This window comes from Nocardia sp. NPDC059764 (assembly GCF_042732555.1).
Classification (GTDB): domain Bacteria; phylum Actinomycetota; class Actinomycetes; order Mycobacteriales; family Mycobacteriaceae; genus Nocardia.
The window spans coordinates 42928-59493 of the sequence record NZ_JBHWHH010000005.1 but is presented as its reverse complement, the minus strand read 5'-3'; the positions used below and the strand labels follow the sequence as shown (position 1 = coordinate 59493).

The window sequence follows — 16566 nt, the reverse complement described above, 5'->3', positions numbered from 1 at the left end:
GAGCCGAGCCACACCGATTCAACTCGTACCGATGGCAACGCGGGAGCCGTGCGAAGACGAAAAAAGGTGCGGGGGCCGCGTTTCCGCGGCCCCCTCAGATCCCGTAGACGCGGCGCGCGTTCGCCGTGGTGATCTTGGCCAGCCGCACCGGATCCTGTTCCCGCAGCTCCGCCAGCGCGCGCAGCGTGTACGGCAGCATGTAGGACTCGTTCGGCGCGCCCCGGAACGGGTGCGGCGTCAGGAACGGCGCGTCGGTTTCCACCAGAATCAGTTCGTCCGGAACCAGTTTCGCGGCCTCACGCAATTCGTGCGCGTTCTTGAAACTGACCGTGCCCGAGAAACTCAGCACGAAGCCCTCTTCCACGCACGCCATCGCCATGTTCGCGTCCGAGGAGAAGCAGTGGAAGATCACCTCGTCGGGCGCGCCCTCGTCGATCAGCACGGCCAGCAGGTCGTGATCGGCCTCGCGGTTGTGGATCATGAGCGGCTTGCCCAGCCGTTTGGCCAGGTCGATGTGCCAGCGGAAGCCCTCGACCTGCTCCTCGATATCGGCGCAGCCCTCCAGCTTGCCCGGCCAGTAGTAGTCCAGGCCGGTCTCGCCGACCGCGACCACGCGCGGATCGGCGGCCAGCTGCTCCAGCTCGGCCTTGGCGGCGTCATCGAGGTGGTTGGCCCGGGTCGGGTGCAGCGCGACGGCGGCGTACACGCGGTCGTCCCAGTTGGCGGCGCGCACCGCGAAGCGAGCGGCCTCCAGATCGTCGGCGACCGTCACCAGCTCTCGCACGCCCACCGCACGGGCCCGGTCCACCAGCGCCGCAACCGATTCCGGATCGGTGGCCCCGCAGGCGTCGATGTGGGTGTGCGCGTCGATCAGCGGCGACAGCGGCTCCGGCGGCTCGGGCGCAGGTCGGCGGCTACTCATGGACGGGGATATTCACGCGAGCGACGTAGGACACGCAGATAGAGTAGACACACCATGAGCGCATCCGATCGCCCCGCCTTTTACGTCACCACGGCCATCGCGTACCCGAACGGCGCCCCGCACATCGGGCACGCCTACGAGTACATCTCCTCCGATGCCCTGGCCCGCTTCAAACGGCTGGACGGCTTCGATGTGTTCTACATGACCGGCACCGACGAGCACGGCCAGAAGGTGCAGCAGGCCGCCAAGGCCGCGGGCCTCTCGGAGCAGGAGTACGCCTCGCGCAACTCCGACGTCTTCGAGAACATGGACAAGGCGCTCGACATCTCCTTCGACCGCTTCATCCGCACCACCGACGAGGACCACCTCGCCGCGTCGGTCGCGATCTGGGAGCAGATGGTCGCCGCGGGCGACATCTACCTCGACACCTACGCCGGCTGGTACTCGGTGCGCGACGAGGCGTTCTACACCGAGGAGGAGACCACCGTCCTCGAGGACGGCACCCGCATCTCCACCGACACCAAGACCCCGGTGGAGTGGACCGAGGAGTCGAACTACTTCTTCCGCCTGTCCAAGTACCAGGACAAGCTGCTCGAACTGTACGAGACGCGGCCGGAGTTCATCGCGCCCGCGACGCGGCGCAACGAGATCGTCTCGTATGTGAAGGCCGGTCTGAAGGATCTGTCGATCTCGCGGACCACCTTCGACTGGGGCGTTCCGGTGCCCGGGCATCCCGATCACGTCATGTACGTGTGGGTGGACGCGCTCACCAACTACCTCACCGGCGCGGGCTACCCCGACACCTCCTCGGCCTCGTTCCAGAAGTACTGGCCCGCGGATCTGCACATCATCGGCAAGGACATCTCGCGGTTCCACACCGTGTACTGGCCCGCGTTCCTGATGAGCGCCGGAATCGCGCTGCCGAAGCGGGTTTTCGTGCACGGCTTCGTCAACTACAAGGGCGAGAAGATGTCCAAGTCGGTCGGCAATGTGGTCGACCCGATGGAGCTGGTCGACACCTTCGGCCTGGACGCCGTCCGTTTCTTCCTGCTGCGGGAGATCTCCTACGGCCAGGACGGCTCCTACAGCGAAGAGGCGATCATCGGCCGGATCAACTCCGACCTGGCCAACGAGTACGGCAACCTGGCCCAACGCTGCCTGAAGATGGTCGGCCGCGACTTCGCCGGTGTGGTCCCCACCCCCGGTGAGTTCACCGAGGACGACAAGGCCCTGCTGGACCGCGCCAACGGCCTGCTCGAGAAGGTCCGCGCCGAATTCGACCAGCAGCAGATCCATCTCGGCCTGGAACAGCTGTGGCTCACCCTCGGCGAGACCAACCGCTATTTCTCCGCCCAGGCCCCCTGGACCCTGGCCAAGGCCGGCACCCCCGAGGACACCGCCCGCGAAGGCACCATCCTCTACGTGACCATGGAAGTCCTGCGCATCGTCTCGATCCTGGTCCAGCCGGTGATCCCCGCGTCCGCGGGCAAGATCCTCGACCTGCTGGCCGCACCCGAGCGCACCTTCGCCGACGTCTCCACCCCGCTGGTCCCGGGCACGGCTCTCCCCGAGCCGGAAGTCGTCTTCCCGAAGTACGTGACCCCCAAGTAATACGAGATCCGGTGCCGCCCGCCCCCCTTCGGCGGGCGGTCACCGAGTCGTCAGACCCGTATCCACCACGGGTGGAGATTCCCCTCCGAACTCCACCAGCACCGGAACGGGAATGCCGCGCGCAAACGCGAAACTGCCCGATCCGGAGCACGGGCTCGGACCGGGCAGCAGCAGTTTGATCTCGCCGAACAAGCATCCAACCCGTGGCTTGCAGGGTCAACCCGGGGAGGTCGCACGAATTGGGGCACTCACGCTCGGCGTCGGGTCGGCCCGCGGCGTGAGCACGAACAACTGATACGGGCAGTTGTCGGGATGCCAGGCGTTGTAGGAGCGCATGGTCAGCGCCATCTGCCCGCCGGTCTCCGGGTCCCGGACCAGAACCAGTGAATCGTTGAACTGCTCCTCACTGAGGTCGGTGGTCCAGAATCGCTCGAATTCCGGATTCACCCGGCAGGTTTCCAGAATCTGCGCCAGCCGCTCCGGAGCGACGGTCCCCGGCGCGTTCACCCGCAGGATGAACAGCAGCCGATGCACGATCAGCTCCCAGTTGATCAGCACCTCCCGCGCGATCGGCTCGGTCATCATCTGCTCAATGACGTTCGCGGGTCGCTCCGCATCCGCGTGTGTGGGAAGCAGCCACGGAAACGCCTCCCGCGCGGCCTGATTCGCCGCCAGGATCTCGTACTCGGGCGTCCGGTGATAGAACGCCGGAAACGGCAGCGCCTCCAAATGCTCGATGTCCTCGTCCCGCAACACCGGCGGCCACACCCCCGCCTCCACCGCGGACGCCATCGGCAGCGCCAGCGACGCCATCTTGCGCAACAGCCACGCGGGCGCGTTCATCGCCTTCGACCAGTCCCCCAACCGCTCCGGAGACATGGGGCGTTCGCCGTTCTCCAGCTTGCGATAGAGGGACAGGCTCACGAACATACGTCGCGCCACCTCGTCCTGGGTCAATCCCAGATGCTCACGCCGATACCGCATGAACATCCCGAGCATGGGCTGCTCCGGCGCGGTCCGACTCCCACCGATCACGGTTGGCCCATCGCAGTCAGGACGAAGGGGTCGACTGTGGGGGTGCCGGGGAGACGGGGGGTGAGCATGAAGAGCTGGTAGGAGCAGCCTTGAGGGTGGTAGGCGTTGTAGACGCGCATGGTCAGGGACATGAGGTCGCCGGATTCGGGGTTGCGGACCAGGATGGCCGAGTCGTTGTAGAGCTCCTCGGAGACCGGGGTAGCCCACATGCGGGCGAATTCGGGATTTGTGCTGCAGGTTTCGATGATCTGGGACATGCGTTCGGGGGCTACGACGCCGGGGCCGAGGATGCGCAGGCTGAAAAGGAGGCGGTGGACGATGGTGTCCCAGTTGACCAGCACCTCGGGGGCCTCGGGGACGGTCATCATCTGTTCGATGACGTTCACGGGGCGCTCTGCGTTCAGGGGCGCCGGGGCCAGCCAGGGCAGGGCGCCGAGAGCCGCCGGATTGGCCGCGAGCACTTCGTATTCGGGGAAGCGGTGGAAGAACGCTGGGTAGGGCAGGGCGTTCAGGTGGTCGAGGTCCTCCTGGCGCAGCTGCGGCGGCCAGACGCCGCGCGCGAGGGTGGAGATCTTCGGCATCGCGAGGGAGACCATCTTCTCGAGCATCCACACCGGGGCGTCGATGGCCTTGCACCAGTCCTCGAGCCGATCGCCCGACAGCGCGCGCTCCCCGTTCTCGAGTTTGCGGTAGAGCGAGAGGCTGACGTACATGCGCCGGGCGGCCTCTTCCTGGGTGATGCCCAACGTCTCCCGGCGGTACCGCATGTACATCCCGAGGATGGGCTGTTCGGGGGTCGGGTTGAAGACTTCGAGCACGTCGCAAGCCTACGGTCCGGCGCAGGTCACAGTGGCACCGGACCCCGTTGAGAGGTCAACCGAACAAAACTGATGGCATGCGATGTCAATACCGGGGTGGGGCGGGTTCCGCGGGGGCTCGATAATGGGGATCTGAAGTGTCGACGGTTCAGTCAGGGAGGTTCGGATGCCGGGTTGGGGTGGGTCGGCCGCGGGGTTGCAACGTACGCAATTCGATCAGCGGCATCGGGCCGCCCGGGAGGCGGTGCTCACCTCGCAGCGGGGGCGGTTGCTGGAGGCGATGGTGGAATGCGTTGAGGGGAAAGGGTATTACGCGGTCACCTTGAGCGATATCGTGGCGCGGGCCCGGGTGTCGCGGAGTACGTTCTACGAGCATTTCAGCAATAAGGAAGAGTGCTTCATAGAGGCGGTGCGGACCGCTTCGGACATCATCGCCACCCGGATCGTGGACGAACTGGGGCAGTTGCCGACCGATGCGGGGGCGCACGATCGGATCGAGTCCATCGTGGTGACGTTCTGCGAAACCGTGGCGTCCGAACCGGATTTCGCGCGACTGATGCTGGTCGAGGCGTTCAAGGTGGATCAGCAATCGGTGGCGCTGCGGGATCTGTCGGTGGATCGGTTCGCGGATCTGTATCGCGCGTTCTACGCCGAGGCGCGGGTGACCGATCCGAGCCTGCCGGTGATCGCGGACGAACTGTTCGCCCTGATCCCGGACGCGATCGGGGAGCGCACGCGGCGGGTCATCGTCGCCGAGGGGGCGCATCGGGTGCCCGAATTGGCGCCGCTGTTCGTGGAATTCGTGAACGCGGTGCTGGGGCTGCCCGCACGCGCCTGACGCGTGAACTCACTCACAACGGGGGCTTCGTCCCGCCATATCCGGACCATGCCGAAGGCACATGACCGAGGATAGCCGCGTGTTCACTTGCATTGCCGGAGAAGGCCAAACCCCCATTTCAGCGCGACCTCGGCGAGGCTGGCTGCGCGAAGGACTTTTCTGTCACCGTTAGTAACAGTAAGCGACTGTTCGCCTTTCGTCTCAGACGGTTACACGGAACGCGACAGTTCCCCATGCTGGTTACCCTCGGGTAGCCTCAGCGCATCCGAGCTTGACGATCACAGTCGATCACCTTTCCCCCCAATGCTTTTCAGCCTTCCCAGCTTCAGGAGTCCCCTGTGCCGCAATCTCGATTCGAATCGATCGGCGCCTATCTGCCCGAGAACCGGGTCACCACAGCAGAACTCGTCGCGCGATTGAAGGAGGCTCCCGAATTCGATCTCGAACGAATTACGGGAGTCAAGGAACGCCGCTTCCGCGACACCCGCCCGGAGAGCCGCGAGGATTCCTTCGCGCTCGCCATGAAGGCGGTCGAGGACTGCCTGGCCAGGTCGTCGTACGCCGCGGGCGATCTCGACATCATCATCTCCACCTCCATCACCCGCAGCAAGCACGGCACCAAGATGTACATGGAGCCGTCCTTCGCCGGGACCATCGCCCGCGCCATCGGCGCCCGCGAGGATGTCATCGCATTCGATCTCTCGAATGCCTGCGCCGGCATGATGAGTGGCGTCTACATTCTCGACCGCATGATTCGCAGCGGCGCCGTGAAACGCGGCATCGTGGTCAGCGGTGAGGCCATCACGCCGATCGCGGAAACCGCGGTCGACGAAATCTCCAGCAAATACGATCTGCAGTTCGCCTCGCTCACCGTCGGCGATTCCGGCGCGTGCGTGGTGCTGGACGAGGCCGTCGACGACAACGACGTGATCCACTACATCGAACTCACCACCGCGTCGGAGTTCTCCCACCTCTGTCTGGGAATGCCGAGCGACAAGTCCAACGGCGTCGCGCTGTACACCGACAACCGGAAGATGCACAACGAGGCCCGGTTCCTGCTGTGGACCGACACCCAGCGCAATTTCATGGAGACCGAGGGCATCACGTTCGCCGACGAGGGCTTCGACTACATCATCCACCACCAGTTCGGCGCGGCCGCCATCCCGTTCATGAACGCCATCGCCGAACGCGAATTCGGCCATCCCATGCCGCCGGACCTGAATGTCATCGAGAAGTACGGAAACACTTCCAGCACTTCTCATTTCATCGTGCTGCACGATCAGCTGAGCCAGCAGAACCTGGCCGCCGGATCGAAGATCCTGATGATCCCCGCGGCGTCGGGCGTCGTCGGCGGATTCCTGTCCACCACCATCTCGTCGCTGAAGGTCTGAGGTACCGCCATGGGTGTGCGCATCAAATCCACCGGAATCGCCCGGGACACTGACACTTTCAGCATCGTGGAGCTCAGCGGCCGGGCCGCGCGCCGGGCCATGGAGAGCGCCGGGGTGGAGCCCGGACAGGTCGGAGTCATGATCAACGCGGGCATCTTCCGCGACAGCAATACCGTCGAACCCGCCGTCTCGGCGCTGATCCAGAAGGCCGCGGGCATCGGCCTGGACTACGTGAAGGAGGACCCGCGCTCGTTTTCCTTCGACCTGATGAACGCGGGCACCAGCGTCCTCAATGCCGTGCAGGTGGCGCAGGCGGTGCTGGCGACCGGCAGCGCCGAGCACGTGCTGATCGTCTCCGGTGACACCCACCCGTCGATGACCCGCGCGGCCGCCGACGACGAATTCCCCTACGCCACCGCCGGCGCCGCGCTCCTGCTGGAGCAGAGCGACCAGCCTGAGGGCTTCGGGCGGGTGCACACCCGGGCCGCCGCCGGCGCCCCCGGCCTGGAGTCGTACGTGGACACCGAGACCATGGGCGACCGCGGCCGCGGCCTGATGACCGTGGAGCGTGAGCCGGACTACCTGGACCGGCTGCTCATGGTCGCCGCCGACGCCGCCCGCGCCGCCCTCGCGGGCGGCGACGCGGAGGAGACCACCACCGCCCTGATCGCCGCCACCCCGAGCGACGACTTCCCGGCCCGCCTGGCCGAGGAGCTGGGCATCGCCCCGGACGCGGTGCTCCTCCCGGACCTGTCCCAGGGCGACCCGCACACCGCGTCGCTGTCGCTGGCGTATCACGCTGCCGCCCAGGCGGAATCGCTGACCGGGTACCGCGATGTGCTGTTCGTGGCGGCGGGCGCGGGCCCGTCGGCGGCCGCCGTCGTCTACCGTCTGCCCGCCGTGGTCGGGGCCGCGGCGTGACGACCGCGACCTATTGGCAGGCCATCGACCGCTTCCGCGCGGTGGTGGCCGCCGATCCGGACCGTGAGGCGGTGATCTACCCCGCGGGGAAGACCGCCTCCGGCCTGCCGGACTACCGCCATCTCACCTACCGCGAGCTCGACGAGTGGTCCGACACCATCGGCCTGCACCTGGCCGCCGCCGGGGTGGGCCGCGGCACCCGCACCATCGTGCTGGTGCTGCCCAGCCCGGAGCTGTACGCGATCATGCTGGGGCTGTTGAAGATCGGCGCCATCCCGGTCGTGATCGATCCGGGCATGGGTGTGCGCAAGATGCTCAACTGCCTGCGCGCGGCGAACGCGGAGGCGTTCATCGGCATACCACAGGCGCACGCGGCGCGGGTGCTGTTCGCCAAGTACTTCCGCAAGGTGCGGGTGACGCTGACCGTGGGCCCGCGCTGGTTCTGGGGCGGCCCGACCCTGCGCAGCTGGGACGCCCCGGCGACGGCGAGCCGCTTCGGCACTCGGTTCCGCACCGACGCCGCCGGTCCGGTCGGCGCGAAAATGGCGGCGCGACTGGAGGAACTGCTCGCCTCCGTCGCCGACTCCCGGCGGCCGTCCGGCGAGCACCGGGCCCCGTTCGACGCCTTCACCCTGCGCGAGCGGGTCCCCGCACCCGCCGACGAGGTGCTGCTCATCGCCTACACGACCGGCTCGACCGGCCCCGCCAAGGCCGTGGAGATGACGCACGGCAATCTCAGCGCCATGGTCGAGCAGGTGCACGCCGCCCGTGGCCGGGTGGAGCCGGGCACCTCACTGATCACGCTGCCGCTGGTCGGCATTCTCGACATGCTCCTCGGATCCCGCTGTGTCCTGCCGCCCTTGGTGCCCAGCAAGGTCGGTTCCACCGATCCCGCGCACGTGGTGGACGCGATCAACCGGTTCGGGGTGAAGACCATGTTCGCCTCCCCCGCCGTGCTGATCCCGCTGCTGCGGCATCTGGAGACGCACCGCACGCCGGTGCCGACGCTGCACAGCATCTTCTCCGGCGGCGCGCCCGTCCCGGACACCTGCATCGCCGGGTTGCGCCGGGTGCTGGCCCCGGACGCGGAGGTGTACGCCGGGTACGGCTCCACCGAGGCGCTGCCCATGTCCACCATCGAATCCCGGGAGCTGCTGGCCGGTCTGGCCGATCGCGCCCGTCTCGGCGAGGGCACCTGTGTGGGCCGTCCCGCCGAAGGGGTGCGCGCGCGGCTGGTCGCCATCACCGACGACCCGATCCCGACCTGGGCGCACGCGCAGGCCCGCGAGACCGAGCTGGCCGCCACCCGCGGCATCGGCGAACTGGTGGTGGCCGGGCCGAACGTGAGCACCCGCTACTACTGGCCGAAGTCGGCGAACGCGGCGGGCAAGATCCAGGACGGCGAGACGGTGTGGCATCGCACCGGCGACCTGGCCCGCATCGACGGCGAGGGCCGGATCTGGTTCTGCGGACGCAAGAGCCAGCGGCTGCGGACCGCCGCCGGACCCATGTTCTCGGTGCAGGTGGAGCAGGTCTTCAACGCCGTCCCCGGCGTGGCCCGGACCGCGCTGGTCGGCGTGGGCGAGCGGGGCGCGCAGCGGCCGGTGCTGTGCGTCGAGACCGCACCGGGCGCGGATCCCGCGGCCGTCATGGCCGGGCTGCAGGCTCGGGCGGCCGAATTCACGGTCACCGCAGCCGTTTCCACGTTCCTGTTCCACCCGAAGTTCCCGGTCGACATCCGACACAATGCCAAGATCGGCCGCGAGCAGCTCGCGGTCTGGGCGGCGGAGCGGCTCGGAAAGGACGAACGACGATGAAGGTGCTGGTACTACGCGCGATTCCGGTGCTCGGCTGGCTGTATCTCGCGGTGGGCGTGCTGCTCGCGGTGGGAGATCGCGCCCCGGAGAACCGGCTGCTGCGCGCGGTGTTCTGGATCGACGCGTTCCTGAGCGTCGTGGTGCACGCGGCCCAGATCCCGGCCGCCCTGCGCGCCACCGCGGACAGCGGGCACTCGCCGGTCAAGACGGCGGCCATGACCCAGATCTTCGGGATCACCTGGTGGAAGACGCAGGAGGCCGCATGACCGGGTCAGGCGCGGCGGAGCCGCTCCACCACCCTGCGCTTGCTTGCGTAACCACGCAGCGCTCCCGGGCATGCGGAAAGGACGGAGCGTGAAGGCACTGGTGACAGGCGCTTCCGGATTCCTGGGCGGGGCGCTGGTGCGCCGCCTGGTCCGCGACGGCGACTACGAGGTGGCCATTCTGGCCCGGCCGACCAGCAACCTGCGCGATCTGTCGGAGGTGCTGGATCGGGTGGAGGTCGTCACCGGCGACCTGACCGATCAGGGCTCCCTGGATCGTGCCACCAAGGGCGTGGACGTGGTCTTCCACAGCGCCGCGCGGGTAGACGATCGCGGCACCCGCGACCAGTTCGTCGCCGAGAACGTCACGGCCACCGAGAATCTGCTGCGGGCGGCGAAGCGCAATGGCGCTTCCCGGTTCGTGTTCGTGTCCAGCCCGAGCGCGCTCATGGACCGCGACGGCGGCGATCAGGTCGACATCGACGAATCGGTGCCGTACCCGAGCCGCTACCTGAACCACTACTCCGAGACCAAGGCCGCGGCCGAACGCCTGGTCCTGGCGTCGAATACGGACGGGTTCAGCACGTGCGCGCTGCGGCCGCGCGCCATCTGGGGCGCGGGCGACCGGTCCGGGCCGATCGTGCGGCTGCTGGGCCGGGCGGGCGAAGGCTCGCTGCCGGACCTGTCCTACGGCAGGCAGGTGTACGCCTCGCTGTGCCACGTGGACAATATCGCCGAAGCCTGCGTGCTGGCCGCGCGCAGCGAGAACGCTGGCGGCAAGGCGTATTTCATCGCCGACGCCGAACGCACCGACGTGTGGGGCTTCCTCGGTGAGGTGGCCACCGGTCTCGGCTACCCGAAGCCGACCCGGCAGCCGAATCCGAAGGTCCTCGCCGCGATCGTGGCCGCCATCGAAACCGTCTGGCGCATCCCGTTCGTCGCCACCCGGTGGTCGCCGCCGCTGTCCCGGTACGTGGTCGCGCTGATGACCCGCACCGCGACCTACGACACCTCCGCCGCCGCCCGCGATCTCGGTTACCGGCCGATCGTGGACCGCGAGACCGGCCTGGCCGGTTTCCTGACCTGGCTCGAAAGCCAGGGCGGCGCGGTGGCATTGAACGCGCAGATCTAACGCATCGAGACGATCCAGGCAGGTAGGCCCATGTTCCGCCGTCCCATCTCTCCCACCGAACTCATCTACTTCCCGATGCGGGATCTGGCTCCGCCGTTCCTGATGCAGCTGGTGGTGGAGGGCACGGGCAGTATCGACCCGGAGACGCTGCGGCGCGCGGTCGCCACCGCGGCGGCCGCGAACCCGGGCGCGCGCCTGGTGCGCGACGGACGCCACTGGGTGGACAGCGGACGCGCGCCCGGCGTGCGCGTCGTCGAGCACGAGCTGCAATACCCGGCGCTGGAAGCGGATCCGGTGCTGACCAGCCCGATCGGGCCCACCCCGGACGCCACCGTGGAGGTGCTGCTGCTCACCGGCACCACCACCGCCCTGGTCTTCCGGGTGTTCCACGGCGTCATGGACGGCATGGGCATGGTCATGTGGACCACCGACGTGCTGCGGGCGCTGCGCGGCGAGGAGCCGGTGGGCGCGGCCGACCCGATCGCCGACGCCGAACTGGTGAAGCGGATCGGCGCGCCGGGGCGGCCCACCCTCATGCTGCCCCGCTTCCGGTCGGCGACCGGGCACGGCCGCCAGGAGCGGGGCGAGCACCGGCATCTGTTGCGCACCAGGACTATTCACGCGACCGGGCCGGGCACGCTGATGCGGGTGGCGGCCATGCTGGCCGATGCGGGCGGGCCTGTCTCGCGCATCATGATCCCCGTCGACATCCGACGCCACGACCCGGAGCTGCGGTCCACCGCGAATCTCGCGCTGCCGCTGTTCCTGGACGTGCGGCCGGGCATGGACTGGCGGCAGCTCAACGACATCAAGCGGGCGGGGCTCGCGGAGAACCGCGAACTGAACCAGATGGACAACGGCGGACTGAAGTACCTGCCGCAGGCCGCCGGACGCGGACTGCTGCGCGCCCTCAACGCCCTGGGCTCGCGGACGGGCCTGAACCTGGCCTCCGCCACCGTCTCCCACATGGGCCGCTACGACCTGGACGCGCTCGCCGTCCCCGGTTTCGCGCCCACCGCCATCAAGGTGATGCCGCAGCACAGCGTCGCCATGCCGCTGCTCGTCGGCATGACCGAATGCGGCGGCCGCACCGAGCTCACCGTCTCCGCGCGCAACGGCCGCGGCGTGCCCGAGCGCCTGGACGCGCTGCTGGACCGCATCGTCCGGACGCTGGAAACCGAACTCGCCCAGCAACCTTCGACCGCTCACAACTAGGGACCGAGCCCACCGGGGGGTAGCGGCGGTGCCGCCGCCGAGCGCGTCCGGCCAGGCCACGGTGCCCCGCCCGCCGCGCTCACCCGCTCGCGCACAACAGGATCGGAGTGCCCATGACCACCGCTGGCAATTCCACCGAGGCCACCGGAGCCGGGGTCGAGGGCGACTCGCCCGGCACCACCGGCGATCCCGCCGAGGCGACCGACCACTCGGCCGCAGCCGAATCCCGGGCGGTCAGCGGACAATCGCACGGTGGCGCGGCATCCGGTGATCACGCGGCGGTCGGCGGTCTCGTGGCCGCGTGGGCGCGGATGGTGGTCGCCCGGCCGAAGACCGTGCTGGTGGTGGCGGTGTTGTTCGCGCTGGCCTGCGGGGTGTTCGCGACCGGACTGCAGCAGCGGGTGAGTTCGGCGGGATTCGTGGTGCCGCACAGTGAATCCACGGAGGTGGACGCCTGGGTGACCGAGCGGCTGGGGCCGCAGAATCCGGATGTCATCGCCGTGTACACCGCGCCCGACGGGCAGTCGCTGGCGGATATCGGGCCGCGGGTGACAGCGGCCATCGCGTCCATCGACCCGGCTCTGTTGCGGCGGCCCGTCGAAAGCTATTGGAGCAGTTCGCGATCGCAGTATCTGCGGTCCGCGGACGGGCGGCAGGCGGTCGCCGTGGTGTTCTCGGCGGGCGACGACAACCAGCGGGTGGCGGAGTATCCGAAAGTCGCCGCCGCGCTGCGGGTCGACGGGCTCGACACGAAGCTGACCGGGTACAGCGCGCTCGCCGACACGATCAGCACGCAATCACGGGACGATCTGGTGCTGGCCGAATCCATTTCGATCCCCTTGACCGCCGTGGTGCTGGTCCTGGTGTTCGGCGGCGTGGTGGCCGCTTCGCTGCCGGTGGCGATCGGCACCCTGGCGGTGATCGGCGCGCTGGGCGCGGTCGGGCTGATCGCACGGCTCACCGAGGTCAGCGTGTTCGCCATGAACGTGGTGTCGCTGCTGGGGCTCGGATTGGCCATCGACTACGGGCTTTTCATCGTCGGACGGTTCCGGGAGGAACTCGCGCGCGGAGCCACCGTGGAGGCGGCGGTGACGCGCACCCTGGGCACGGCCGGGCGCACGGTGCTGTTCTCGGCGCTGCTGCTCATGTGCGCGTTCGCGGGGACGTTCGTCTTCCCGCTGGCGGTGCTGCGTTCGCTCGGGATCGGGGCCATCGCGGCGGTGGGGCTGGCCGCCGCGCTGTCGGTGACCGCACTGCCCGCCATGCTGGCGCTGCTGGGCCCGCGGATCGGCAAGTGGAGCTGGCGCGCGGACGCCTTCGATCGCTCCGAGGCTCGGGCGCAACGGTTCTGGGGTGGCGTCGTCACGGCGGTCATGAAGCGGCCGGGCGTGATCGCCCTCGCGGTCGGCGCGATCCTGCTGGTGCTGGCCGCGCCGCTGACCGCTGTCCGGCTGGGCGACATCGACCACACCGCCCTGCCCGCGGGCAATGAAACCCGGGTCGCCGTCGAGGAATTGACGGCGCACTTCCCCGCCGCCAACAGCGGGGCCACCATCCTGGTCCGCGAAACCGGCGGCGGCACACCGACACAGGGCGCGGTCAGCCGGGCGCTGCGGGAGATCGGCGGCGTGCCCGGGGTCCGGCAGGCGCTGGCCCTCGACACCCGCGACGACACCGTCATCGTGCACGCCGCGCTCGCCGCCCCGGACCGCTCACCGCGCGCCCAGGACATCGTGCGCGACCTGCGGGCCCTGCATCCGGACGGACTCGAGCTGCGCGTCGGCGGGGAGAGCGCCACCACGGTCGACAGCATCGCGGCGGTGCTCGACCGGCTGCCGCTCATGATCGCGGTCATGGTGGCGGTCACGCTGCTCATGCTGGCGCTGGCATTCCGCTCGATCGTCTTGCCGCTCAAGGCCGTCCTCATGGCCTTCCTCAGCCTGGCGGCGACCTTCGGCGTGCTCACCTGGATCTTCGATCAGGGGCATCTGGCGAGTGCGCTGCACGTCAGCGTCGGCCCGCTCTCGGCGGGGATGATGGTCCTCATCATCGCGGTCGTGTTCGGGCTCTCCACCGACTACGAGGTGTTCCTGCTGTCGCGCATGGTGGAAGCGCACGACGCGGGCGCGGACACCGACACCTCGGTGCGCGTCGGGACCGTGCGGACCGCGCGTGTGATCACCGCCGCCGCGACGCTGCTCGTGCTCATCACCGGCGCGTTCACGCTGTCGCCGCTCACGCCCATGCGGTTCCTCGGCCTCGGCATGGTGATCGCGCTGATCATCGACGCCACCCTGGTCCGCATGCTGCTGGTCCCGGCGCTGGTGAAACTGATGGGTCCCGCCAACTGGTGGACCCCGGGTCAGGGGCGGAGGCGGACCGGCAGCGCGGTGAGTCCCCGCACGATCAGCGACTTGCGCCAGGACAATTCGGCGTCGGTGGCGAGCACCAAGTCCGGATAGGCGGCGAGCAGGCGGGTCAGCGCGACCCCGCCCTCCATACGCGCCAGCGGAGCGCCGACGCACCGGTGGATGCCGTAACCGAAGGCGAGATGGCTTTTGTCGGCGCGGTCCAGGTCCACCCGGTGCGGGTCGTCGAAGCGCGACGGGTCGCGGTCGGCGGCGGCCATCGACACCAGAACCCGTCGGCCCGCAGGGATTTCGACGCCGCCGACGGCGACCGGGGCGGTCGTATAGCGGAAGGTGCCCTCACTGGCCGGGGACTCGAAGCGCAGGACTTCCTCCACGAAGTCCGCCATCCGGCCCGGGTCCGCGGCGAGGGCGGCGCGGACTCCGTTGTCGGTCAACAGGATCGCGACGGCGTTGGAGATCAGGTTCACGGTGGTCTCGAAACCCGCGATCAGCAGCAGGAACACCATGCTGATCAGCTCGCGATGGGAGAGCCGGTCGCCGTCCTCACTGGCCGAGATCAGTTCGGAGAGCAGGTCATCGGCTGGCGCTTCCTGCTTGGCGCGGATCAATCCGTCGATGTAGCCCAGGAACTGGCCGACGGCGGCGCCACGGGCCTCGGGAGTCTCGTCGTTGGACACGAGGGTGGTGGACCAGCCGCGGAAGCTGTCGCGGTCCTCATTGGGCACGCCCAGCAGCTCGCAGATCACCAGCATGGGCAACGGGAACGCGTAGCGGTCCAGGAGATCCTGCTCGGACGCGGCGTCCTCGGCCAGTCCGGCCAGCAGGCCGTCGGCCAATTCGGTGATACGCGGGGCCAGTTCGCGCACCGCGCGGCCACTGAACGCGCGATTCACCAGCGCCCGCAGCCGGGTGTGCTCCGGCGGGTCGTAGAACAGCATCATGTCGCCGAATATGGCCGCGCCCCCGGCATCACCGCCCAGCGCGGCCTGCGCGCCCGGCGATTTGAGGGCCTTGCTGACGGCGGGATCCAGGAACACGGCCTTCGCCGCCTCGTAATCGGTGACCAGCCAACCGGTTCCACCGTCCGGAAAGCGCACGAAATGCGCCGCGCCGCGCGCCCGCAACAGGTCGTACGCGTCGTGCGGCCGCTGATAGAAATCGTCGCTCAGCTCGAACGGTTCCAGCACCAATTCACTTGCCGGAGCGGCCGTCTCATGCACCATGATCGGGGACTGTAACAGCGGCCGCGAGACCGGGTGCGGCATCGGCGCACCCCTTCCAGTGGGCACACTGGCCAGACAACCCGGCCCGGACACCACCCGGGCTACTCGGCCGAACGCGCCGCCAGCACCGCGTCGTACAACTCGCGGCGGGACGCCCCGGTGGCGGCCGACACCTCCGCGCACGCGTCCTTCAACCGCAGCCCCGACTCGATCAAGGCTTCGACCTGGCCGACCAGATCGGCGGGCTCGGCCGAAACCGGCTGCGCGCCTTCGAGAACCACGGTGATCTCACCGCGCGCGCCCTCGACGGCCCAGGCGGCCAGCTCCGCCAGCGTGCCGCGCACGACCTCCTCGTAGGTCTTGGTGAGCTCCCGGCAGACCGCGGCGCGCCGCGTCGGGCCGAGCACCTCGACCGCGTCGGCCAGGCAGTCGGCGAGCCGGTGCGGGGCCTCGAAGAACACCACCGCACGGGCTTCCGAGGTCAAGGTGCGCAGCCACTCCTTGCGCTGCCCGGACTTGCGGGGCGGGAACCCGTCGAAACAGAAGCGTTCGACGGGCAGGCCGGACAGGGCCAGCGCGGTCGTCACCGCCGACGGGCCCGGCAGACAGGTGATCGGCAGACCGTGCTCCACGCACGCCGCCACCATCCGATACCCGGGATCGCTCACCGACGGCATGCCCGCGTCGGTGACCAGCAGCACCGTCTTCCCGGACTCGATCTCCTCGAGCAGCATCGGGATGCGCGCGGTCTCCACATGGTCGTAGAAGCTCACCACCCGGCCGGAGATCTCCAGCTCGAGCGCCTTCGCCAGCGACCGCGTCCGCCGCGTGTCCTCGGCCGCCACGATGTCGGCGGTGGCGAGCGCGTCCCGCAATCGCTGCGAGGCATCACCGATATCGCCCATCGGCGTCGCCGCCAGGACCAGCCGGCCCGGCGCACCGGACCCGGCGCTCATCTGTTCCGCTGTTCCACTCCGAGACACCCGCCGAACCTACCGGCGCGGGCGC

14 protein-coding genes are annotated in these 16566 nt (G+C 69.0%); 9 read left to right on the top strand and 5 right to left on the bottom strand.

From position 1 onward, the window contains the following. Window positions 1–94 precede the first annotated feature (94 nt). Window positions 95–922: a TatD family hydrolase gene (locus ACFV4K_RS01860; RefSeq protein ID WP_379271240.1), complete on the bottom strand. Its 828-nt coding sequence runs from the start codon at window positions 920–922 to the stop codon at window positions 95–97. A 54-nt stretch (window positions 923–976) separates the two neighbouring features. Between ACFV4K_RS01860 and metG the strand changes: the two genes are divergently transcribed. Then, window positions 977–2533: a methionine--tRNA ligase gene (metG, locus tag ACFV4K_RS01855; RefSeq protein WP_379271238.1), complete on the top strand. Its 1557-nt coding sequence runs from the start codon at window positions 977–979 to the stop codon at window positions 2531–2533. Window positions 2534–2749: 216 nt separating this feature from the next. Here metG and ACFV4K_RS01850 read toward each other — a convergent pair whose 3' ends face one another. After that, window positions 2750–3532, bottom strand: a complete 783-nt coding sequence (locus ACFV4K_RS01850; RefSeq protein ID WP_379271236.1) for a helix-turn-helix domain-containing protein — start codon at window positions 3530–3532, stop codon at window positions 2750–2752. Between the two features lie 32 nt (window positions 3533–3564). Then, on the bottom strand, window positions 3565–4386 hold the full coding sequence (locus ACFV4K_RS01845) for a helix-turn-helix domain-containing protein (RefSeq protein ID WP_379271235.1): 822 nt from the start codon (window positions 4384–4386) through the stop codon (window positions 3565–3567). Window positions 4387–4552: 166 nt separating this feature from the next. On the opposite strand from ACFV4K_RS01845, the gene ACFV4K_RS01840 reads away from it, so the two are divergent. From ACFV4K_RS01840 to ACFV4K_RS01805, 8 genes are all read left to right on the top strand, one after another. Further along, window positions 4553–5224 (top strand): TetR/AcrR family transcriptional regulator, encoded by a 672-nt coding sequence (locus tag ACFV4K_RS01840; RefSeq protein WP_379271233.1) that lies wholly within the window; start codon window positions 4553–4555, stop codon window positions 5222–5224. A gap of 338 nt (window positions 5225–5562) precedes the next feature. Next, on the top strand, window positions 5563–6615 hold the full coding sequence (locus ACFV4K_RS01835) for a 3-oxoacyl-ACP synthase III family protein (protein WP_379271231.1): 1053 nt from the start codon (window positions 5563–5565) through the stop codon (window positions 6613–6615). Between the two features lie 9 nt (window positions 6616–6624). Then, window positions 6625–7536, top strand: coding sequence for a hypothetical protein (locus tag ACFV4K_RS01830; RefSeq protein ID WP_379271230.1), 912 nt, complete (start codon window positions 6625–6627; stop codon window positions 7534–7536). Continuing rightward, window positions 7533–9353 (top strand): fatty acid CoA ligase family protein, encoded by a 1821-nt coding sequence (locus ACFV4K_RS01825; protein WP_379271228.1) that lies wholly within the window; start codon window positions 7533–7535, stop codon window positions 9351–9353. The genes ACFV4K_RS01830 and ACFV4K_RS01825 overlap by 4 nt, the downstream gene beginning before the upstream one ends. After that, on the top strand, window positions 9350–9619 hold the full coding sequence (locus tag ACFV4K_RS01820; protein WP_379271226.1) for a hypothetical protein: 270 nt from the start codon (window positions 9350–9352) through the stop codon (window positions 9617–9619). The genes ACFV4K_RS01825 and ACFV4K_RS01820 overlap by 4 nt, the downstream gene beginning before the upstream one ends. A gap of 88 nt (window positions 9620–9707) precedes the next feature. Next, the gene (locus ACFV4K_RS01815; RefSeq protein WP_379271225.1) at window positions 9708–10748 is read left to right on the top strand and encodes an NAD-dependent epimerase/dehydratase family protein; all 1041 of its coding nucleotides are present in this window, start codon (window positions 9708–9710) and stop codon (window positions 10746–10748) included. Between the two features lie 30 nt (window positions 10749–10778). Beyond that, a complete protein-coding gene (locus ACFV4K_RS01810) occupies window positions 10779–11963 on the top strand; it encodes a peptide synthetase (RefSeq protein WP_379271223.1) in 1185 nt (394 codons plus the stop codon). Between the two features lie 293 nt (window positions 11964–12256). Next, window positions 12257–14425 carry an MMPL family transporter gene (locus ACFV4K_RS01805; protein ID WP_379271303.1) on the top strand — a complete coding sequence of 723 codons (2169 nt, stop codon included), beginning with the start codon at window positions 12257–12259 and terminating at the stop codon, window positions 14423–14425. Here ACFV4K_RS01805 and ACFV4K_RS01800 read toward each other — a convergent pair. Together ACFV4K_RS01800 and rsmI are read right to left on the bottom strand one after the other, a co-directional pair. Next, on the bottom strand, window positions 14326–15558 hold the full coding sequence (locus tag ACFV4K_RS01800; protein ID WP_379271221.1) for a cytochrome P450: 1233 nt from the start codon (window positions 15556–15558) through the stop codon (window positions 14326–14328). The two genes, ACFV4K_RS01805 and ACFV4K_RS01800, sit on opposite strands and share 100 nt — an antisense overlap. 101 nt (window positions 15559–15659) lie before the next feature. Further along, a complete protein-coding gene (gene rsmI, locus ACFV4K_RS01795) occupies window positions 15660–16514 on the bottom strand; it encodes a 16S rRNA (cytidine(1402)-2'-O)-methyltransferase (protein ID WP_357280536.1) in 855 nt (284 codons plus the stop codon). Window positions 16515–16566 lie beyond the last annotated feature (52 nt).

Coding starts and splice junctions, on each gene's coding strand:
- ACFV4K_RS01860 (WP_379271240.1), bottom strand. CDS start 922: ATGAGTAGCCGCCGACCTGCGCCCGAGCCGCCGGAGCCGCTGTCGCCG.
- metG (WP_379271238.1), top strand. CDS start 977: ATGAGCGCATCCGATCGCCCCGCCTTTTACGTCACCACGGCCATCGCG.
- ACFV4K_RS01850 (WP_379271236.1), bottom strand. CDS start 3,532: ATGCTCGGGATGTTCATGCGGTATCGGCGTGAGCATCTGGGATTGACC.
- ACFV4K_RS01840 (WP_379271233.1), top strand. CDS start 4,553: ATGCCGGGTTGGGGTGGGTCGGCCGCGGGGTTGCAACGTACGCAATTC.
- ACFV4K_RS01830 (WP_379271230.1), top strand. CDS start 6,625: ATGGGTGTGCGCATCAAATCCACCGGAATCGCCCGGGACACTGACACT.
- ACFV4K_RS01820 (WP_379271226.1), top strand. CDS start 9,350: ATGAAGGTGCTGGTACTACGCGCGATTCCGGTGCTCGGCTGGCTGTAT.
- ACFV4K_RS01810 (WP_379271223.1), top strand. CDS start 10,779: ATGTTCCGCCGTCCCATCTCTCCCACCGAACTCATCTACTTCCCGATG.
- ACFV4K_RS01800 (WP_379271221.1), bottom strand. CDS start 15,558: ATGGTGCATGAGACGGCCGCTCCGGCAAGTGAATTGGTGCTGGAACCG.
- rsmI (WP_357280536.1), bottom strand. CDS start 16,514: ATGAGCGCCGGGTCCGGTGCGCCGGGCCGGCTGGTCCTGGCGGCGACG.